Below are 20344 nucleotides of genomic sequence, written 5' to 3' on the forward strand. Positions count from 1 at the left end.
ACCGTTGCGCCGTGAGCTTCATGACCCTGTTATCGCTGGTAGGAGGCCTTGTACTCCTCGTTGGCGGCGGCGAGCTCCTTGTTCGCGGTGCTACCTCCCTCGCCCAGAGCATCGGCATGTCCGCGCTCGTCGTCGGCCTCACAGTCGTGTCCTTCGCAACATCCGCTCCCGAGCTCGCGGTCAGCACTGGCGCCGCGCTCGACGGCTATCCCGGGCTCGCGATCGGCAACGTCGTGGGCTCCAACATCGCCAACATCTTCCTCATCCTTGGTGTCGGCGCCCTTCTCGCTCCCTTGCTCGTGACCTCCCGAATCGTCCGCAAGGACATTCCGGTGATGATCGGGCTCTCGCTGTTCCTGCTCGCCCTCGCACTCGACGGCTCGATCAGTCGTATCGACGGCATCATCCTGCTGGTGATCCTCCTGGTGTACTTGGTGGCGCTAGTGACAGTCACGCGGCGGAAATCCGACGGCAGTGAAGATCCCGCACCCGATGCAAGCCCCGCCCCAAGCAGCTCCCCTGGCAGCGTCACTGGTAGCGGCACTGGGTCGCGAGCGAAGCAGGCCGCGACGAGTACCCTCCTCGTGCTGCTCGGAGTGGGGCTGCTCGTCGCCGGCGCGCAGTTCCTCGTGCACGGCGCTACCACGATTGCCACCCAATTCGGCCTCAGTGACCTCGTCATCGGCCTTACCGTGGTGGCCATCGGCACCTCGCTGCCCGAGCTCGCCACCACCGTCATCGCGGTGCGCAAGGGCCAGGTCGATCTCGCCGTGGGCAATGTGGTGGGCAGCAACATCTTCAACATCGGCGCCGTGCTCGGCATCACCGCCGTGGTCGCTCCCAGCGGGATCGACGTCGCGCCCGGCGCGGTGGGGTTCGACCTTCCCATCATGATCGCCGTGGCGCTCGTGCTGCTCCCGATCGCCTTCACTGGTCTCGCGGTGGCCCGCTGGGAGGGCGGGGTCTTCCTCGCGTTCTACGTCGCCTACCTCGGCTACCTCGTTCTCGACGCCACTGATCATGATGCGCTCGAGCCCTTCGGCGCGGCGATGCTGTGGTTCGTCATACCCATCACCGCGTTCTGGCTGCTCGTTCTCGCGGCGCATGAAGCGCGCAAGCGGCTCGCCCGCGTTTAGCGGCCCACTGGCGCAGGATTCGCTAGCTATTGTCACGCGACACGCCGCGACACGGACTCGAGAACGTGACATCGACCAGCAGATTCCGCAAAGGCGAACCCCCAGCTGGCGGGCCCAGCAGGCGGCTAGTTCAGGCCGGCGTAGGAGTGCAGCCCCGAGATCACCATGTTGATGAAGAAGAGGTTGAACACGATCGCGAGGAAGCCCACGACGTTGATCCAGGCGGCCTTGACGTCCCGCCAGCCAGCGGTGGCGCGGGCATGCAGGTACGCGGCGTAGACCACCCAGGTCACGAAGGACATGGTCTCCTTGGGATCCCAGCCCCAGAAGCGGCCCCACGCGGCCTCGGCCCAGACCGCGCCGAGAATGACGCCCAGGCCGAAGATGGGGAAAGCCACGATCGTGACGCGGTAAGCGATCCGGTCGAGGGTTCGCGCCTCCGGGAGGCGGCTCGCGATGCGACCGCGCACTCCCCCGGGACGGGCATCCTCGGCGCGACCCTCGATGAGCGCATAGCGCACGAGGAACATCAGGCTCGCGACGCCCGAGACGAGGAATAGTCCACTGCCAAGCACGGCGAGGGAGACGTGGATCGGCAGCCAGAACGACCTGAGCGCTGGCACTACCGGGGCCGAGTCCGCGTACAGCACGGTTCCCGCGACAAAGACCAGCGCCACGACGGGCGCGAGGATGAAGATCCACAGCGGGCGATGCTCGGGCTTCCGGACGAAGACGAGGCCGCCGACGACGGTGGCGAGCACCATGCCGGAGACGAACTCATACATGTTGCCGAGCGGGAACCGTCCCGCGGACAGGCCGCGCAGCACGATCGAGGCGAGCTGGAACACGGCGCCGAGCATGACGAGGGCGTAGCCCATGCCGCCGAACTTGTCGAACCAGGTGCGCTGCGCGGGCCGTGATGAAGCACTTCGCGGTGACGCTGGCGAGCGCGACGCCCCCGAGGCCCCGGTGGCAACCCCGGCGGGCTCGCGCTGCTGCGATGCCCGCACGCGCGAGGTGGCGTATTGCCCGGCGAACATCACCATGGCGAGCACGTAGATGGCGAAAGCAACCTGGAAGGCGCCATCGCTCCAGCGCGCGAGCTCAGGATCCACGTTCATTCGGCACTCCAGTTTCTCGTGTTGCCATGTGCGCTAGGCATTGCGGCCATCGTCACCGCTATCGGAACGGCGCAGCCCGAGATCATCGACGAGCTCGTCGAACTCGTTGCCCCACCCGGCCTGATCGGTGCGGGCCAGGCCGCCCATCTCTACTACAGTACGTCGTTCATCGCTATCGGGGCTCGCTGCTCCTGGCGCGATGCGCACCCAGACCCGGCGGCGCGTGATCGTGAGCGACGCTAGCAGGCCCAGCGTCATCGTCACTGCCGAGACGAGCACCCACTTCTGCGCGGGATCGTGCGATACCTGCAGCGAGACCCACTCCTCGGCACCATCGAAGCGCACCTCGGTGCCGTCGTCGAGGACTTCGGACTCCCCCGGGTACAGGTTGACGCGGGCCTCGCGGACAAGGCGCTCCTGCTCGATCATCGACTGGTCGAGCGCGAAGATGCTCTGCGGCTTGCCCGTATCGAGCCCCGTATCGCCGCGATAGATGTCGATGGCGACGGCGGGATCGAGCATCGCGGGGAACGACGAGGTGAGCAGCGTGCCGTCCGGGAAGGCCGCGGTGGGCGCGAACAGTCCCTCGATGGCGATCTGGTTCTTGCGGCGCTCGGCGCTGTCGCTGTACAGGCCACCTGGCGGGTCGAAGCGCATGGCTCCCGAGCTGAGGAAGGTGGTGGCTTCCTCGGGCGCGAACTGCAAGGTCTCGGTGCGCTCCTCGCCGTTGGGGAAGGTCACGGTGAAGGTGGGCGCGAAGCCGTGGCCGATCAGGTACACCCGATCGCCCTCGATGCGCAGTGGCTCGTTGACGCGCAGGCGATAGGGGCGCCAGGTGCCGGTCGCGAGGTCCTCGCCCGCCTGGTACTCGATGTTGGAGGTGAACATCTCCGCCTGGCCCGAGGGCAGGTAGTCGGCGGTGAAGTCCTTGACACGAACGCAGAACTGCGCGAGATCGGTGCCGTCGACGTCGACGCCCGCGCGGAACGAGTCGTACACCGCGGGGCTGCCGCTGCAGAAGCCTGGCCCGTCGTCCGCGATGACGATGACAGAGCCCTCGTAGCCGAGGATGCGGCCAACGGCCACGGTGGCGAGCACCCCGACGAGCGCGACGTGGAAGACGAGGTTGCCGAGCTCGCGGGAATGGCCGCGCTCCGCCGAGATCTCGATGACGCCGTCCTGGCGACGGATGCTCGTGCGCCACCGGCGGAACAGTTGCTCCGCGCGGCCAGCGAGCTCCTCGGGCTCGGTGTCCGCGGTGCCGACCGCGTGACGGGGCAGCCGCGCGAGGTTGCGGGGCACGCGCACGACGGGCGCCCGCATGGCCCGCCAGTGATCAGCGGCGCGCGGCAGGATGCAGCCCACCAGCGAGATGAAGAGCAAGGCGTAGACGGCAGTGAACCAGAAGCTGCTGAAGACGTCGAAGAACCCGAAGGTGTCCAGGATGGGGCCGATGGTGGGCCTATCCGCGATGTACTGCGCCACCTTCTGCGCGTTGAGGCTGCGCTGCGGCAGCAGCGCGCCCGGCACGGCAGCGAGCGCCAGCAGGAAGAGCAGCACCAGCGCGGTGCTCATGCTGGTGAGGCTCCGCCACAGATTGCGCAGCGTGGCCAGGACCTTGCGAAGCACTCATCCTCCCCATCTGTGGGCGCGTGCTCCCCGGCTCGCGCCTCGTTCCCAGGCGTTCAGTGGTCGATCAGCGGATTGGTGGCCCATCAGATCGGCAGCACCGTGTCGGTGATGAACGCATCGCGCGCCCAGCCGACAAAAAGCTCCCACCCGCCGGTGACGAGGGCGATGCCCACGGCGATCAGCATGAGGCCGCCGAGCACCTGGATCAGCCGGGCGTTGCGGCGCAGCCAGCCGACCCCGCGCAGAGCGGCGGTCGAGCCGAAGGCCAGGATCACGAAGGGCAGCCCGAGCCCCAGGCAGTACGCGATGATCAGGATGACGCCGCGGGTGGCAGTGGTTCCCTCGGTCCCGGCGGCGAGCGAGATCACCCCGGCCAGGGTCGGGCCCAGGCAGGGGGTCCAGCCGAGGCCGAAGATGCCACCGAGCACGGGGGCGCCAAGGAGGGACGTGAATCGTCGCGGCGAGAATCGTGCCTCCCGCTGCAGCGCGGGGATCAGGCCGATGAACACCAGGCCCATGAGGATCGTGACGACCCCGCCCACGCGCTGGAGCAGCTCCCGGTTGAGGCTCAGCGCTCCGATCATGCCGAATACTGATGCCGTGGCCAGCACGAACACCACGGTGAACCCGGCCACGAAAAGCGCGACGGCGCCGGCCACTCGCCAGCGGGTGCGATCACGGATCGTGGTGAGGGTGGTCGTCCCCTGTGCTTGCTGGACCGTGGTCGGTGGCGCTTCGGCACCCACGAGGCCCGCGAGGTAGGACAGGTAGCCGGGCACGAGGGGGATGACGCAGGGCGACGCGAAGGACACGAAGCCCGCGAGCACCGCGACAACGATCGCCGCGAGCATGGGGCCGGCCACCGCGGTATCGCGGAAGGTGTCGCCGATCGACGCGGCGAGGAGCACGGTGGTCATTCGGCGGCCACCCGCTCGACCACCGGTTGCAGGTCCTCGGCGAGCAGGTCCTTGAGGAACACCGCGGCCACGCGGTGCTCCCGGTCAAGGACCACCGTCATCGGAACCACGCTGGTGGGGATGCCGCCCAGCGCGAGGAGGGTCCGCATGGGCGGGTCGTAGATCGAGGGAAAAGTGAAATCGGAGGAGGTCACGAAGTCCTGCGGCTTGCTGATCTGCCGGTCGCGGACATTGATGCCGATGAGCTGCACGCCGAGGTCCTTGGTGTTGTCAAAGACCTCTTGCAGCTGGGGCATCTCGGTGCGGCAGGGCGCGCACCACTGGCCCCATACGTTGAGCACGACGACCTCGCCCGCGTAGTCCGAGAGGGCGATGGTCTCGTCGGGCTGCATCAGCGAGGGCCCGGCGATCCCGCCCACGGTGCCACGCTCGGCGGGCGGATCGTAATAGATCTCGGTCTGCCCGCCCGGCGAGACAAAGTTGAAGGTGCCCCCGTAGACGACGGCATCGTCACCGGAGGAGCAACCCACGAGCAGCGAGCCAGCCAGGGCCACCGCAGCGGCCAGGGTCCAGCGTCGCGGAGAGCGCGGTCTCATGCCCGCGTCACCGTGGGATCCGAAGCTCCCGCCGGCTCGGAGTACACGATGTCGATCAGCTCGTCACCCTCGTAGACCAGGGAGGTCAGTGATGCCAGCGAGCACTGCCGATGCCGCGGATCGTGCCAGAGCCGCTGCCCCTGCAGGAACCGCCGCAACGACCACACTGGCAGCTGGTGGCTCACGCAGACCGCCTCGTGCCCGGACGCTGCGGCGCGGGCGGTATTGACCGCGGCGAGCATGCGGTGCGCGATCTGCAGGTAGGGCTCGCCCCAGGACGGCCTGAACGGATCGCGCAGCTTCATCCAGTGCCGCGGGCGGCGCAGCGCGCCATCGCCCACAGAGACGCGCAGCCCCTCGAACTGGTTGTCCGCCTCGATGAGGTCCTCATCGGTAGCGACCTGCAGCCCATGCTCCTCGGCGATGGGCGCGGCGGTCTGCTGGGCGCGCAGCAGCGGGGACGCGACGATATGAGTGATGTCGTGGCCCGCGAGCGCCTTGCCGACGAGGCGGGCCTGGTCCTGACCGGCCTCGGAGAGACGGAAGCCGGGAAGCCGGCCATAGAGGATGCCGTTGGGGTTGTGCACCTCGCCGTGGCGCACGAGATGCACGATCGTGCGGATATCGCTCGAGCGCGCGCTGTCATTGCTGGGATCGGTCACGTCTCATCCTCCTAGAGCGGATGTCGTCCTGTCAGGCCTTCACGGGCTCGGGCGGTGTCGCGGCCGCCGCGGCCTCCGCCGCTGCTGGCACCGCGCGTGCGATCACCTCGAACGCCTCATCATCGAGGGCCGCCGAGACGAACCATGCCTCGAACGCGCTCGGTGGCGCATACACGCCCCGGTCGAGGAGGGCATGGAAGAACGCCGGATATCGCCACGTCTCGCTCGCCTTCACCTGTGCATAGTCTTGCACGGAATGATCGGTGAAGAACACGCTCACCATTGTTGCCGCTGATTGGACATGGTGCGCGATGCCCACGGCATCGAGCGCATCAGCGAGCAGCTCGCGCAGCGCGGCATGGTTGCGGCGCAGCGCGGCGTACACGTCGGGGGTGGCGTGGCGCAGCGTCGCGAGGCCCGCGGCGACCGCCACGGGGTTGCCCGACAACGTCCCGGCCTGGTAGACGGCTCCGTTCGGCGCGAGGTGGTCCATGATGTCGGCCCGGCCACCGAACGCCGCTGCTGGCAGGCCGCCGCTCATGACCTTGCCGAAGGTGTAGAGATCACCGGCCACCCCGTCGATGCCATGCCATCCCGAAGCGCTGACCCGGAAGCCCGTCATCACCTCGTCCATGATGAGCAGCGCGCCATTCTCGTGGCAGGCCACGCGCAGGCCCTCGTTGAACCCGGGCAGTGGCGCGACCGCGCCCATGTTGCCCGCTGCCGCCTCGGTGATCACCGCCGCGATCTCGCCCTTGTGCCGGGCGAACGCCTCGCGGACAGCGCCAAGATCGTTGTAGGGCAGCACGATGGTGTCGGCGGCCTGCGCGCCAGTGACGCCCGGTGAGGTCGGCAGGGCGTAGGTAGCGACGCCGGAGCCCGCGTGCGCGAGAAGGGAATCAACGTGGCCGTGGTAGCAGCCGGCGAACTTGATGATCTTGCTACGACCGGTGAAGCCCCGGGCCAGGCGCACCGCGCTCATCGTCGCCTCCGTGCCCGAATTGACCAGTCGCACCCGGTCCACCGGCTCCACCCGGCGCACGATCTCCTCGGCGAGCTCGACCTCTCCCTCGGTGGGAGCGCCGAATGAAGTGCCCTTCAGGGTTGCCTCGCGCACCGCCTCGACCACGGCTGGATGAGCATGCCCGAGGATCATCGGCCCCCAGGAGCAGATCAGGTCCACGTAGCGATTGCCATCGACGTCCACCAGCCAGGGGCCGCGCGCCTCCCGGATGAACCGGGGCACTCCCCCGACGGCACCGAACGCGCGCACCGGCGAGTTCACTCCCCCGGGGATAACGCGCGAGGCGCGGTCGAAGAGCTGGGCGGAACGGGGCACGTGGGCGTGGTCGCGGGGCTCGGTCACGGCTACCAGTGTTCCAGCTTCCCGCGCGCACGTCGACGACGGGGTGTAGTACCGCGCCTATGGCAGGTCCCGCTCATCATCCATGCGCAGGATCGCGAGCTTCTCGATGTACTCAACCTCGGTGAGCTCCCCGGCCGCGAACCGGCGCCGCACCTCTTCCTCGGCCGCGCTGCGCTTCTGCGGCAATGCCGGGCGGGCGTCCTCGGGTGCCGGGGTCGCGCTGAGCCGCATGATCGTGGCCACGGCAAGGACGAGCAACGTGATCGCCACGACCGCCAGGAGCACCATCATCATGCCTCCCATCATGGCACCGGGCGCGCCGGGCCGCAGGGATGCGTTCCTGAGCAGGGCCTGAGAACACCCTGCTAACCCTAGCGAGTGCGGTTATCGTCGAAGTCATGACCAGCACTGGGCAATATCTGCGCGACGCACTCGACGGTCCCTGGAAAGAGGTCCGTGACAAGTGCCGTGAATACCTTCCCGCCGACATCTTCGCCTCCGACCCGACCCTCGACACCAAGGCTGCCCGAGCGCGCGCCCTCGAGCAGATGCATGCGCTCGTCGAGACCGGCTACGCCGAGAGCGGCTTCCGCCAGGAGAACGGCGGGACCGGCGACGTCGGGGCGGCCGTGGCGGGCTTCGAGATGCTCGCCTACGCGGATCTCTCGCTCACCGTCAAGGCCGGCGTGCAGTGGGGCCTGTTCGGCGGCGCGGTCGAGAACCTGGGCACCAAGCGCCATCACGACAAGTACATCCGTCCCCTGATCAACCTGGACCTGCTCGGCTGCTTCGCGATGACCGAGTCCGGGCATGGCAGCGACGTCCAGCAGCTCGAGACCACCGCCACCTATGATCCGGCCACCCAGGAGTTCGTGGTCAACTCACCTACCCCCTCGTCCCGCAAGGACTACATCGGTGGCGCGGCCGAGCATGCCACCATGGCCGCGGTGTTCGCGCAGCTGATCACCGAGGGCGAATCGCACGGCGTGCACTGCTTCGTCATTCCCATTCGTGACGAGAACGGGGGCGACCTCCCCGGCGTCACCACCTCCGACTGCGGCCACAAGGGTGGCCTCGGCGGCGTGGACAACGGCCGCATCATGTTCGACAATGTGCGCATCCCGCGCGAGAACCTGCTCAACCGGTACGCCGATGTCGAGGAGGACGGCACGTACCGTTCCGAGATCGAGAACGATAGCCGCCGGTTCTTCACCACGCTTGGCACGCTCGTGCGCGGCCGCATCAGCGTGGGTGGCGCCGCGGCGGCCGCGGCTCGCGTTGCCCTGAGCATCGCTACCCGCTACGCGCTCAAGCGCCGGCAGTTCCGTCCCGCCAACGATGAGCCGGAGAACGTGCTGCTCGACTACCTCGCCCACCAGCGGCGCCTGCTGCCCCTCATCGCCAAGTCCTACGCGCTGGCCTTCGCGCAGAACGACCTCGTGCGCAAGATGCACCTCATCCAGACCGGGCAGAACACCGACCCGGAGGCGCAGCGCGCGCTGGAGAAGCGGGCCGCTGGCCTGAAGGTCGCGCAGACCTGGCACGCCACCCGAGCCATCCAGGAATCCCGCGAGGCCTGCGGCGGTGCCGGATACCTCTCGGAGAACCGGCTCGTCACCCTCAAGGCCGACACGGATGTCTTCACCACCTTCGAGGGCGACAACACCGTCCTCACCCAGCTCGTGGCCAAGGAACTGCTCACCTCCTACGCCGACGAGGTCCGCGACTACGACGCCTCCGACTGGATCCGCTTCGCCGCGACCATGGCCGGTGACGTCGTGCGGGAGCGCTCCGGCGTGCGGCAGATGATCCAGACCCTCTTCGATCGCGGCGACGGGAGCGTCGAGGAGGGCGACCTGTCCAAGCGAGCATCGCAGCTGCAGCTCTTCGCCGACCGCGAGGACTACCTCGTCCGCACCGCCGCGCAACGGCTGCGCAATGGCGCGAAGGAGGGTGATGCGTTCAAGGCGTTCAACAATGCCCAGGACCACATCCTCAAGGCAGGCGGAGCGCACATCGACCGATTGATCCTCGAGGAATTCATCGACGCCATCGAGCTGATCAAGGACGAGGAGGCCCGCAAGATCGCGGAGACGCTCTGCGATCTCTACGTGTTCACCGAGCTCGAGGCCGACCGGGACTGGTTCATCATGCACCGGTTCATGTCGGTGGAGCGCGCCAAGGCGGTCCGCCGTGGTGTCAACGAGCTGTGCGAGGCGCTTCGCCCGCATGCGCTCACCCTCGTCGAGGGCCTCGGCGTTCCCGAGACGATGTTGCGCGCTTCCATGCTCCACGACGCCAACGTCTACGAGCGCGAATAGGCTCCACGGCGAAGCAGCGGGCCCCGGCGGGACTAGCGCCGGGGCCCGCTGCTTGTCTCCTAGCGGTGGCGGCGCTGCCGGGCGATATCGGCAAGCACGACCCCCGCCGCGACCGAGGCGTTGAGCGACTCGACAGCACCTGCCATGGGAACGCTGACGATCACATCGCAGGTCTCGCGGACCAGCCGCGACAGTCCCTTGCCCTCGGAACCGACAACGATCACCAGCGGAACATCGACACTGGTGAACTCATCGAGCGGGACCGCTCCCTCGGTGTCGAGGCCCACCACGAAGTAGCCGTTCTCCTGGAAGTGCTTGAGCGTCCGGGTGAGGTTGGTCGCGCGCGCCACGGGGATGCGGGCCGCCGCTCCGGCGCTGGTGCGCCAGGCCACGGCGGTGACGCTCGCCGAGCGCCGCTCCGGGATGAGCACTCCGTTGCCGCCGAACGCCGCGGTCGACCGGACGACGGCGCCGAGGTTGCGCGGATCAGTGATGTTGTCGAGCACCACGACCAGCCCTGGATCAGGTGATTCGTGGGCCGCGCGCATCAGATCGTCGGAATGCACGTACTCATACGGCGGCACCTGCAGGGCGATGCCCTGGTGCATGCCGTTCGTGGTCATCCGGTCGAGGTCCGACTTGGGCAGCTCGAGCAGCGGGATGCCCTTGTTGGCCACGTATTGCACGGCCTCCGCGACACGCTCGTCCGGCTCGCTGCCCACCGCGACGTAGAGCGCGGTGGCGGGCACTCCGGCCCGGAGGCACTCGACGACGGGGTTGCGACCGAGCACGAGCTCGGGCCCATCCCCAGCGCGGCGGCGCGCGGCCTGGGCCCCGGCCTTGCCCTGTCGTGCCTTGGCCTGCACCGCAGCACGCCGCGCGGCGGGATGGCCGACCCGCGCCTCCGCTGGAGGCGTGGCGCCGCGGCCCTCGAGCCCCCGGCGCCGCTTGCCACCGGTGCCCTTGACCGCACCCTTCTTGGTGCCGGATTTACGGACCGCGCCCCGGCGGCTGGAGTTTCCTGGCATTGTGTCCCTCGTTCTCCCCTTCCGCGCGCGAACCGCGGAAGCGCTAGTGGTCGTTCCTCAGGGCCCACTCCGGCCCATCTGGTGTGTCTGTGATGTCGATGCCGAGCGCGGCGAGCTTGTCCCGGACGGCATCAGCGGTGGCCCAGTCCCGATCGGCGCGCGCTTGCTGTCGACGGACGAGCTCGTCGCGGACCAGCACATCGAGCGCTGCCAGGGCGGCGTCAGTGCTGTCGGGCGCCGCCTGTCCCCCGCGCCATTGCGGCGCGAGCGGATCGACCCCCAGGATGGCAAGCATTGCCCGCACCTGGCCAGCTAGCTCCCTGGCCCGCTCAGGCTCGCCGCCCTCGAGAGCGGTGTTTGCCGCGCCGATGACGGTGTGGATCTCCGCGAGCGCGGCCGGCACCCCGAGGTCATCATCGAGGGCGGCAGCAAAGGCGCTCGTCCACGCGCCCACCGAGATCTCGCCAGCCCGTCGCGCTACCCGGTCCAGGAATGCCTCGATGCGCCGATAGGTCGCCGCAGCCTCCTGGACGGCATGCTCGGAGTACTCCAGCATGGACCGGTAGTGGGCGCTGCCCAGGTAGTAGCGCAGTTCCTGCGGCCGCACCCGCTCGAGCATCGCGGGGATCGACAACGTGTTGCCCAGCGACTTGGACATCTTCTCGCCACCGAGGGTGACCCAGCCGTTGTGCAGCCAGTAGCGGGCGAAGCCGCCTCCCGCGGAGCGGCTCTGCGCGATCTCGTTCTCGTGGTGCGGGAAGACGAGGTCCATCCCGCCGCAGTGGATGTCGAACTCCGGGCCGAGGTACGCCGCGGCCATCGCGGAGCATTCGAGGTGCCACCCGGGACGGCCCTGCCCCCATGGCGTCGGCCAGGACGGCTCGCCTGGCTTCGCGGCCTTCCAGAGCGTGAAATCACGCTGATCGCGCTTGTGGCCGCCGGCGCCCTCGCCCTGGTGGACGTCGTCGATGCGATGCCCGGACAAGGCGCCGTACTCGGGGAAGCTGCGCACCTCGAAGTACACGTCGCCGCCGGCGGCATAGGCGTGGCCCCGGTCGATGAGCACCTCGATGAGCTCGATCATCTGGGTGATGTGCCCGGTAGCGCGCGGCTCCACGGAGGGGGGCAGCACGCCAAGCTTCTCGTAGGCCCGATCGAAGGCTCGCTCATAGGTCGCGGCCCACTCCCACCAGGGGCGTCCCGCATCCGCGGCCTTCGCAAGGATCTTGTCGTCGATGTCGGTGACGTTGCGCACGAACCGGACATCCTGCCCCTGCGCGAGCAGCCAGCGCCGGAGCACATCGAATGCCACCCCGCTGCGAACATGGCCGATATGTGGCTCGCCCTGCACCGTCGCGCCACACAGGTAGATCGAGACCTGGCCGTCGACGAGCGGGGCAAAGTCCCGCTGGGTGCGTGTCGCGGTGTCAAAAAGGCGCAGGGTCACAACGCATCATCGTACTGGGTCGTCCGGTGCATTCTCGAATCCACGGGCCGCGACCGAGGTATTAGGTTGCCTTCGAGATCAGGGCTGTCGCGACCGCGGCGATGCCCTCGCCGCGACCGGTCAGGCCCAGTCCGTCGGTCGTGGTCGCCGAGACCGATACAGGCGCCTCCAGGATCCCGCCCAGGACCTCCTCGGCCTCGGTGCGTCGTGGTCCGATCCGTGGCCGGTTGCCAATCACCTGCACCGCGGCATTGCCGATGGTGTACCCGGAATCGGCGAGCATGTCGCGCACGTGCGCGAGCAGGGACGCTCCGCTGACCCCGTCGAGCTCGGGTCGCCCGGTGCCGAACACGGTACCGAGGTCGCCCAGCCCGGCCGCGGAGAGCAGCGCGTCGCACAGCGCGTGCGCGGCGACATCGCCATCGGAGTGCCCGGTGCAGCCGGATTCCCCCTCGAACAGCAGGCCAGCCATCCAGCATGGCCTGCCTGGCTCGACGGGATGGACATCGGTTCCGATTCCCACGCGCATCACGCTGCTGACTCTATCCGCTGGGGATGTCACGTGCCGGGAAGGGCCCTCGCGCCGACGAGCGACTCGGCGAGCCGGAGATCGAGCGGCGTGGTGATCTTGAAGGCGAGCGGATCGCCGGGCACGGTCCGCACCGGCACGCCGTTGCGCTCGCACGCCATCGCATCATCGGTCAGGTCGGCCGCGGCGAGGGCCGCGGCATGGGCCGCCCGAAGTACCGCGACGCTGAACCCCTGGGGGGTCTGCACTGCTCGCAGCATGGCGCGGGGCGGCGTGGATGCCACATAGCCGTGCTCATTGATCGTCTTGACGGTGTCGGTCACCGGGAGCACGGGGATCACCGCGTCCTCGCCCGACCAGAGCGCCTCTGCCACACGAGCGATCACGGACGGGGGCGTGAGTGCCCGGGCGGCATCGTGAACAAGCACATGGCGCGCGTCGCCGAGCGCGTCGAGTCCCGCACGAACGGAATCCGCGCGCTCCGCTCCACCTGCCACCACACGCACTCCGGCGCCCGCGATCTCCTGGGCCTCGGCGAGACGGTCAGCGGGCGCGACGACGATGATGTGGTCGATCACGCCGGAATCGCGCAATCCGTCTACCGCCCAGGACAATAAGGGGCGCCCACCGAGAGCCATGAAGGCCTTCGGGAGCGCCCCACCGAGACGAGTACCCTTGCCCGCTGCGGGCACCAGGGCCACGGTCCGGGATGACGTGCTATTCACACCAGGCGATGCTACGCGCCCGGCTATTTCGGATCAGGATGCTTCGGCATCACGACGCGACAAGGACCTCATCGAGCATCGAGGCTGCCTTGACATCGTCGGTGCCCTCCGCGAGAGCGAGCTCGCCAACGAGGATCTGCCGCGCCTTGGCGAGCATCCTCTTCTCGCCGGCCGACAAGCCACGATCCTGGTCGCGGCGCCACAGGTCACGCACGACCTCCGCGACCTTGTTCACATCCCCGGAAGCAAGCTTCTCGAGGTTGGCCTTGTAGCGGCGGGACCAGTTGGTCGGCTCCTCGGTATGCGCTTCACGCAGGACCTGGAACACCCGATCAAGGCCTTCCTCGCCAACAACGTCACGAACGCCAACATACTCGGCGTTGGCGGCAGGAACCCGAACCGTCAGGTCGCCCTGGGCAACCTTCAGTACGAGGTACTCCTTCTGCTCACCCCGAATGGTTCGGGTTTCAATAGCATCGATCGTGGCTGCACCGTGATGGGGATAAACAACGGTGTCTCCGACCCTGAAATTCATATGTCCCGTACCCCTTTCGATATGACTATGCTAACACGAGCCTGCCCTAAATGGATGACGTCCTTGCAGGTCAGCGCCGTCCACACCGAGGCACCACCGCTCACCTGCGGTTCTTCGGGGCTTGCAGTTGCAAACACCCCGGCCAGGATTGGCCCGCCAAGGCCCGCTCCCGCGCGCGCCGACCGCGGGCGGGAGCGGGTGGACCATGCCCATGGACCGAAACGACCAGAAACCCCACCCACCGCGCACGACCGGTCCCGGGCCAACTACTCTGCATAGTGGAAGCGTTCGCACGGCGCACGGTGCGCCTCGCGCTGCTTCACGATCACCAAGAGCCCGGGAGGACCGACCGTGACTTCGTCAACAGCGCAGCACCGCGCACAAACCACTGTGCTCACCTCGCGCTCGCGCACGCGCTCGCATCGTCTTGCTGCGATGACGCTCGCGCTCGGCGCGAGCTCAGTGCTCGCCCTGGCCGGCTGTGGTGCCGGGCAGCTCACCCAGACCGGCACCAAGGTCGCAGCGGTCACGGGAAGCGCGGTGGAGATCGGGGATCTCGCGCTGCGCAACGCGCATGTCGTCTTCGAGGGCGACGAGACCGCGTACCCGCTCGAGGCCGCGGACACCGCCTCGCTGGTGTTCACCCTCGTCAACACCAGCGCGACGCAGGACGAGACCCTGCTCGGCATCGAATCCTTCGAAGCGCAGGTTGCCCTGCCCGAGGACGCCGAGCTCGAGATCCCTGCCGGTGGTGTCCTCGAGGTCGGGGTCGCTGCCCAGGAGCTCGAGGAGGAGGACGCCGACCGTCCGACGATCGAGCTGTCGAACTTGAGCCCGGACGTGCGCCCCGGCCTGACCGTGCCATTCACCTTCACCTTCGCCGAGGCTGGTGACGTCACCGTCAACGTTCCGATCGACGCCGGCGCCGCCTCGCAGCGCACCTACGTGCCCGCCGAGCCCCTGGGTCACTGACCCCCCGCGCACGGCTTGAGACCGTCCCGGCCTAGCACCCCATGGTGCTAGGCCGGGCCTCGTACGGTCGGCCCCCTGCCAGACCACCCGCTGCTCGCGGCGCGCGATGACAGGCCGAATACACGCGGGCCGGAAGTGTCAGGGGCATGGACTAGCCTGCTGCATTGTGGTCCGAACCAGAACGAGCTTCCGCTGCACCGCCTGCCAGCACGTGACATACAAGTGGGCAGGACGCTGCCCCGAATGTGGCGCATGGGGCTCCGTCGAGGAAGCTCCGGCGCTCTCGACCCTGCAGAAATCAGCGCTGCAACGGTCGGCCCTGCCCGAATCCCGCGTTGCCTCGACCACCGGGGGCCTCCTCCCGTCTAGCCCCGCGCTGCCCCTGAGCCAGGTCGAGGGCACCCAGGCAGCAACCCGCTCCACCGGGATCGGCGAGCTTGACCGGGTCCTCGGCGGCGGCGTGGTCTCCGGCGCGGTGATCCTGCTCGCCGGGGAGCCCGGCGTGGGCAAGTCCACGCTGCTTCTCGAAGTAGTGCGCCGCTGGGCCGACAACGATATCGCGCTCTACGTGACGGGAGAGGAGTCCGCGGGACAGGTGCGACTGCGCGCGGAACGCATGGGCGCCCTGCACGACCGCGTCATGATCGCCTCGGAATCGGAGCTCGCGACCATTCTCGGTCACGTCGAGCAAGTAGGCCCGAGCCTGCTGATCGTCGATTCGGTGCAGACGATGCGGGCTGCGGATTCCGAGGGCACCACGGGCGGGGTGACGCAGGTGCGGGCGGTGACCAATGCGCTGACCGCGCTAGCGAAGTCAACAGGCATCGCGGTCCTGCTGGTCGGCCATGTGACCAAGGATGGCTCGGTCGCCGGGCCCCGATCGCTCGAGCACATCGTTGATGTGGTCCTGCACTTCGAGGGCGACAAGAACTCGACACTGCGCATGATCCGCGGCATCAAGAACCGGTTCGGCCCCACTGACGAGGTGGGGTGCTTCGAGATGAAGGACAGCGGCATCGCCGAGGTCTCGGACCCGTCGGGGCTCTTCCTGCACCATCATGCGCACAGCGTCCCCGGAACCGCGATCACTGTGGCGATGGACGGCAAGCGGCCCTTGCTCGGCGAGGTGCAAGCCTTGGTCGCGGGCAGTGGCATTCCGTCCCCCAGGCGCGCGGTGAGCGGCCTCGATGGGGCGCGGGTGGCAATGATCCTCGCGGTGCTCGAACGACGCTGCGGGGTAGCTCTCACCGGCTCGGAGGTGTATGCGGCGACGGTTGGCGGTATGCGCGTAACCGAGCCCTCCGCGGACCTCGCCATCGCGCTAGCTGTCGCCTCGGGCGCGCGGGACCGGGCCCTGCCGGAGAAGACCGTGGTGATCGGCGAGGTCGGGCTCGCGGGCGAGGTGCGGCGCGTGCCGGGAGTGGCCCGACGGGTCCAGGAGGCGGCTCGCCTTGGTTTCACCCGTGCCATTGTCCCCGCGGATTCCGAGGCGCTGCCCGAATCGGTACGGGCCCTGCGTGTTCGCGACATGGCCGAGGCGCTCGCGCTGCTGCCGCGCGACTAGCGATCTATTCGGGGGCGACCATGCGACGCCCCCAGTTCTGCAGTAGCCTTCATTGACGTTTCATCGTGGCCAAGCAGTCTTCATGAACAAGCAGGGAGTCGTTCCGTGGCGCAGCGAGCCCTTTCGCCGGATCTCTCCACCATCGCCCGGCTCGCGCCGGGAACGGGGCTGCGGGATGCGCTCGAGCGCATCCTTCGCGGACGTACCGGCGCGCTCATCGTGCTCGGCCTCGACGACGTCGTCGAGCAGATCTGCGATGGCGGGTTCAGCCTCGATGTGGAGTTCGCGCCAACCAGGCTCCGGGAGCTCGCCAAGATGGATGGGGCTGTCGTGCTCTCCGCGGATGGCAGGCGAATCGTCCGGGCCAACGTGCATCTCGTGCCGGACCCGTCGATCACGAGCAGCGAGACGGGAACCCGGCATCGCACCGCGGAGCGCACCGCGCACCACACCGGCCATCCCGTGATCTCGGTGAGCCATTCGATGGGCATCGCGACCGTCTACACCCACGGCCAGCGCCATGTGCTCGAGGATTCCGCGACCATCCTGTCGCGCGCGAACCAGGCCATCGCCACCCTTGAGCGCTACAAGAACCGGCTCGATGCCGCGACTCGCTCACTGACCGTGGAAGAGCTCGATGATGTCGTCAGCCTCCGTGATGTGCTGCTCGTCATCCAGCGCTGCGAGATGGTCCGGCGCATCGCCATCGAGATCGACCGGGCCGTCATCGAGCTGGGCACGGACGGGCGCCAGGTAGCGCTCCAGCTCGTCGAGCTGCTTGGCGACAATGACCAGCTGCTGCGCGTCGTATTGCGCGACTACCTGCCCCATCAGGGCACCCCGGCCATTGCCGACGCCAACGATGTCGCCACGGAGCTCGCTGGCTTGTCCGATGCGATGCTGCTCGACCTCAGTGCGCTCGCCCGCCTGCTCGGGCATGACACCCCCGCTGATTCCCACGAGATGACGGTTTCTCCACGGGGCTACCGCTTCCTCGCGCAACTGCCAAAAGTTCCGGTCTCCCAGATCGAGCAGCTCGTTGACGCGTTCGGTTCCCTGCAAGCGTTGCTCGCCGCGCGCCCGGAGAAGCTCCACACGGTCGAGGGGATCAGTTCCTACCGTGCCCGGATGATCGCCGACGAGCTCTCGAGGCTCGCCAGTTCCACTCTCGAGGATCGCTTCTAGCCCGCGGGCGGCGGAGGGGGCGGGCTAGGCAATGCCGCCTCCGGCTCGGGCTCGGGAACCGATGGGTCTATGACGGTGAACTGAACCGGCTCGGACTCCACCTCGCCCACCTGCGCGGTCACGCGGTACTCGCCCGGCGCTACGGGGTTCCGTGATCCGGAGCAGCCTGGTGCGGAGGACGTGCCCGACCAGGTGATCGCGAACGCGACCTGGTCCGCGGGAGCGAGCGTCCACACATCCCGCCCCGTGCCGGGCGCGCAGTCGGTGTTCACCCAGGTGCGCCGATCGCCCTCGACCGCCCTGACCATCACTTGCTGCACGGCGGGACCGAGATCGCGCGCGCAGGTCGTATCACCGATATTGGTGACAACGATGCCAAACCGGGGCTGGTCGCCCACCAGGTACTCGGCGCGATCGATCGTCGCGCGCAAACTGATCGACTCGTCCTTGCAGGGCCCCTCCGCGACCTTCGGCTCCTCATCGAGGTCCTCGAGGTCCTCGGAGCCTGGCTCGGAATCGTCCGCAGGAGCCTCCTCGACGACTTCCTCGGCACCCTGCTGCTCGCCGCCCGGAGCATCGTCCTGCTCCCCCGCCTGCTCGCTCGCGCCGTCCTGCTCGGATGCGCTGCTGCTAGCGGCAGCAGAGGGGGGCTGCTCGTCACCGCCCCGGAACAGCGCGACGACCCCGACGATGATCCCCACGATCAAGGCCAGGACGAGGAGTAGCACGACGGCGGCGGCCACGATGCGGCGCCGACGATACACCTCGGGCGGGTGCGGGAGCCGGCGCGGACGGCGCGGGGAGGGATAGCGAGGGTCGTGCACGGGACTTACGGTATTCCCGATCGTTACCCGGCAGCCTGATCACGGCGGGCGTGTCGGCTGTGAGTTTCGCCCCAGGACCCTCGCCCCCGAAGCCCCAGCAGGCCGCTAGCGATCCGACATGTCGTCGATGTCCCGATCGCCGACATCGCCGATCACGCTGCGCAGCCGGGCCTCGCCCTCCGCGAGCTTGTATGTCACTCCGACGATCGCGCACCGGCCAGCATCGACCGCCTCGGCGACCACGCGTGATCGCGCGAGCAGCAGCGTCGATGTCTCCTGCACATGCTGCGCCTCGAACTCATCGATCGCGCTCAGCCCACGCTGCTTGGCACGCAGCAGCGAAGGCGTGACACGCTCGACCACATCGCGCACGAACCCCGCGGGCACGTCCCCGCCCTCGAGGGCATTGACCGCGGCCGCGACGGCTCCGCAGCTATCGTGGCCGAGCACCACGACGAGGGGAACATTGAGGACGCCGACGCCGTACTCGATGGATCCCAGCACCGCGGAGTCCATCACATGGCCAGCGGTGCGCACGACGAACATCTGGCCGAGCCCCTGGTCAAAGATGATCTCGGCGGCCACGCGGGAGTCCGAGCAGCCGAACAGGACCGCGGTGGGGTGCTGCGCCGCTACAAGCTTGGCACGATCATCGATACCCTGGCTGGGGTGCAGGGGCGACCCGCTGACGAAGCGCTGGTTCCCCTCCTTGAGGGACTTCCAGGCGGAAATCGGATTGGAGGATGGCATGGGTCCATTCTGCACTGTTTCCCGCCCGGCTTGGCGCGCCATACCGGGAACAGCGTCCCGGACAGCCTAGGAAATAGCGATTGAAATGCGACGATGTCCGCTTCTGTGAGGGTGTGAAGTGTTGGTGAAATCGAGCGGGACCGAGCAGTGGCGCGGCGCTGAGGAACTCGTAACATGGTTCCGCGACGAGGCCCGCGACCTGCCGTGGCGCCGCCCCGGAGTCTCGGCCTGGCACATCCTCATCAGCGAGATCATGCTGCAGCAAACGCCCGTGGCCCGGGTCGAGCCGATCTGGCACGACTGGGTACGCCGCTGGCCGCGACCCTCCGATCTTGCCGCGGAATCCCCTGCCGAGATCGTGCGCGCCTGGGGCAAGCTCGGCTACCCCCGCCGCGCGCTGCGCCTGCACGAGTGCGCTGGCATCCTCGCCCGGGACCACGGCGACGTGGTCCCCGACGATATCGAGCAGTTGCTCGCGCTTCCTGGCATCGGCACCTACACCGCCCGCGCGATCGCCTGCTTCGCCTACGGGCAATCCGTGCCGGTCGTGGATACCAACGTGCGGCGCGTGATCGCCCGCGCCGTGCGGGGGGACGCCGAGCCAGGGAACCCGTCAGCGACCCGCGACCTGCGCGAGGCCGCGGCGATCACCCCGAGCCGCGATGGCGCGGTGTTCGCGGCCGCCCTGATGGAGCTCGGGGCGGTGATCTGCACAGCACGAAGCCCGGAATGCTCGCGCTGCCCGCTCCCCCGCTGCGCCTGGGTGGAAGCTGGCCGGCCCGCCGCGACCGGGCCGAAGCGGCGCAGCCAGGGCTATGCAGGCACGGACAGGCAGGTGCGCGGCCGCATCCTTGATGTGCTGCGGGGCGAGACAGGGCCGGTCGAGCGGTCCAGGATCGACAGCGCATGGCTGCTCGACGGGGTCCAGCGAGACCGCGCGCTTGGCTCGTTGCTGTCCGACGGGCTCGTGGAGCAAACCAGCGACGGCCGGTTCGCCCTGGCCGGCGAGGGTGGCGCGGACTAGGCCGGGCGGC

At 68.5% G+C, this 20344-nt stretch carries 20 protein-coding genes; 6 read left to right on the plus strand and 14 right to left on the minus strand.

From position 1 onward, the window contains the following. Window positions 1-20: 20 nt before the first annotated feature. Window positions 21-1136: a calcium/sodium antiporter gene (locus QC765_RS09990; RefSeq protein WP_278314455.1), complete on the plus strand. Its 1116-nt coding sequence runs from the start codon at window positions 21-23 to the stop codon at window positions 1134-1136. A 125-nt stretch (window positions 1137-1261) separates the two neighbouring features. Here QC765_RS09990 and ccsB read toward each other — a convergent pair whose 3' ends face one another. From ccsB to QC765_RS10025, 7 genes are all read right to left on the minus strand, one after another. Then, entirely contained in the window at window positions 1262-2257 is a 996-nt protein-coding gene (gene ccsB, locus QC765_RS09995; RefSeq protein ID WP_278314294.1) for a c-type cytochrome biogenesis protein CcsB, read from the minus strand. Between the two features lie 33 nt (window positions 2258-2290). Further along, complete coding sequence (gene resB, locus QC765_RS10000) at window positions 2291-3832, minus strand: cytochrome c biogenesis protein ResB (protein ID WP_278314456.1); 1542 nt, start codon at window positions 3830-3832, stop codon at window positions 2291-2293. 140 nt (window positions 3833-3972) lie between these two features. Continuing rightward, window positions 3973-4806 (minus strand): cytochrome c biogenesis CcdA family protein, encoded by an 834-nt coding sequence (locus QC765_RS10005; RefSeq protein WP_278314295.1) that lies wholly within the window; start codon window positions 4804-4806, stop codon window positions 3973-3975. Beyond that, window positions 4803-5402, minus strand: a complete 600-nt coding sequence (locus tag QC765_RS10010; RefSeq protein WP_278314296.1) for a TlpA disulfide reductase family protein — start codon at window positions 5400-5402, stop codon at window positions 4803-4805. Before QC765_RS10010 ends, QC765_RS10005 begins: the two co-directional genes overlap by 4 nt. Continuing rightward, window positions 5399-6064 carry a histidine phosphatase family protein gene (locus tag QC765_RS10015; RefSeq protein ID WP_278314297.1) on the minus strand — a complete coding sequence of 222 codons (666 nt, stop codon included), beginning with the start codon at window positions 6062-6064 and terminating at the stop codon, window positions 5399-5401. Before QC765_RS10015 ends, QC765_RS10010 begins: the two co-directional genes overlap by 4 nt. Window positions 6065-6095: 31 nt before the next feature. Further along, on the minus strand, window positions 6096-7430 hold the full coding sequence (gene hemL / locus QC765_RS10020; protein WP_278314298.1) for a glutamate-1-semialdehyde 2,1-aminomutase: 1335 nt from the start codon (window positions 7428-7430) through the stop codon (window positions 6096-6098). A gap of 57 nt (window positions 7431-7487) precedes the next feature. After that, the gene (locus QC765_RS10025) at window positions 7488-7724 is read right to left on the minus strand and encodes an SHOCT domain-containing protein (RefSeq protein ID WP_278314299.1); all 237 of its coding nucleotides are present in this window, start codon (window positions 7722-7724) and stop codon (window positions 7488-7490) included. 104 nt (window positions 7725-7828) lie between these two features. On the opposite strand from QC765_RS10025, the gene QC765_RS10030 reads away from it, so the two are divergent. Beyond that, window positions 7829-9751: an acyl-CoA dehydrogenase family protein gene (locus QC765_RS10030; RefSeq protein WP_278314300.1), complete on the plus strand. Its 1923-nt coding sequence runs from the start codon at window positions 7829-7831 to the stop codon at window positions 9749-9751. 59 nt (window positions 9752-9810) lie between these two features. Here the strand turns inward: QC765_RS10030 and rlmB are convergent, their stop codons facing one another. The 5 genes from rlmB to QC765_RS10055 all read right to left on the minus strand — a co-directional run bounded on the left by rlmB (window position 9811) and on the right by QC765_RS10055 (window position 14015). Beyond that, a complete protein-coding gene (gene rlmB / locus QC765_RS10035) occupies window positions 9811-10779 on the minus strand; it encodes a 23S rRNA (guanosine(2251)-2'-O)-methyltransferase RlmB (RefSeq protein ID WP_278314301.1) in 969 nt (322 codons plus the stop codon). Between the two features lie 43 nt (window positions 10780-10822). Then, entirely contained in the window at window positions 10823-12226 is a 1404-nt protein-coding gene (gene cysS / locus QC765_RS10040) for a cysteine--tRNA ligase (protein WP_278314302.1), read from the minus strand. A gap of 61 nt (window positions 12227-12287) precedes the next feature. Then, window positions 12288-12755 (minus strand): 2-C-methyl-D-erythritol 2,4-cyclodiphosphate synthase, encoded by a 468-nt coding sequence (gene ispF / locus QC765_RS10045; RefSeq protein WP_278314457.1) that lies wholly within the window; start codon window positions 12753-12755, stop codon window positions 12288-12290. A 29-nt stretch (window positions 12756-12784) separates the two neighbouring features. After that, window positions 12785-13480: a 2-C-methyl-D-erythritol 4-phosphate cytidylyltransferase gene (gene ispD, locus QC765_RS10050; RefSeq protein WP_278314303.1), complete on the minus strand. Its 696-nt coding sequence runs from the start codon at window positions 13478-13480 to the stop codon at window positions 12785-12787. Between the two features lie 49 nt (window positions 13481-13529). Then, a complete protein-coding gene (locus QC765_RS10055) occupies window positions 13530-14015 on the minus strand; it encodes a CarD family transcriptional regulator (RefSeq protein WP_149360461.1) in 486 nt (161 codons plus the stop codon). A gap of 351 nt (window positions 14016-14366) precedes the next feature. On the opposite strand from QC765_RS10055, the gene QC765_RS10060 reads away from it, so the two are divergent. The 3 genes from QC765_RS10060 (at window position 14367) to disA (ending at window position 17736) form a co-directional block, all read left to right on the plus strand. After that, window positions 14367-14987 (plus strand): copper chaperone PCu(A)C domain-containing protein, encoded by a 621-nt coding sequence (locus QC765_RS10060; RefSeq protein WP_278314304.1) that lies wholly within the window; start codon window positions 14367-14369, stop codon window positions 14985-14987. A gap of 166 nt (window positions 14988-15153) precedes the next feature. After that, the gene (gene radA / locus QC765_RS10065; protein ID WP_278314305.1) at window positions 15154-16551 is read left to right on the plus strand and encodes a DNA repair protein RadA; all 1398 of its coding nucleotides are present in this window, start codon (window positions 15154-15156) and stop codon (window positions 16549-16551) included. A 105-nt stretch (window positions 16552-16656) separates the two neighbouring features. Beyond that, window positions 16657-17736, plus strand: coding sequence for a DNA integrity scanning diadenylate cyclase DisA (gene disA / locus QC765_RS10070; RefSeq protein WP_278314306.1), 1080 nt, complete (start codon window positions 16657-16659; stop codon window positions 17734-17736). On the opposite strand, the gene QC765_RS10075 is transcribed toward disA, so the two are convergent. Further along, a complete protein-coding gene (locus QC765_RS10075) occupies window positions 17733-18560 on the minus strand; it encodes a hypothetical protein (RefSeq protein ID WP_278314307.1) in 828 nt (275 codons plus the stop codon). The two genes, disA and QC765_RS10075, sit on opposite strands and share 4 nt — an antisense overlap. Window positions 18561-18665: 105 nt before the next feature. Continuing rightward, window positions 18666-19310, minus strand: coding sequence for a carbonic anhydrase (locus QC765_RS10080; RefSeq protein WP_278314308.1), 645 nt, complete (start codon window positions 19308-19310; stop codon window positions 18666-18668). A 124-nt stretch (window positions 19311-19434) separates the two neighbouring features. Here QC765_RS10080 and QC765_RS10085 point away from each other — a divergent pair, with 124 nt between their 5' ends. Continuing rightward, complete coding sequence (locus tag QC765_RS10085) at window positions 19435-20334, plus strand: HhH-GPD family protein (RefSeq protein WP_278314309.1); 900 nt, start codon at window positions 19435-19437, stop codon at window positions 20332-20334. Window positions 20335-20344: the final 10 nt, after the last annotated feature.

Origin of the sequence: Hoyosella levis (genome assembly GCF_026008515.1) — a bacterium.
Taxonomy (GTDB): domain Bacteria; phylum Actinomycetota; class Actinomycetes; order Mycobacteriales; family Mycobacteriaceae; genus Lolliginicoccus; species Lolliginicoccus levis.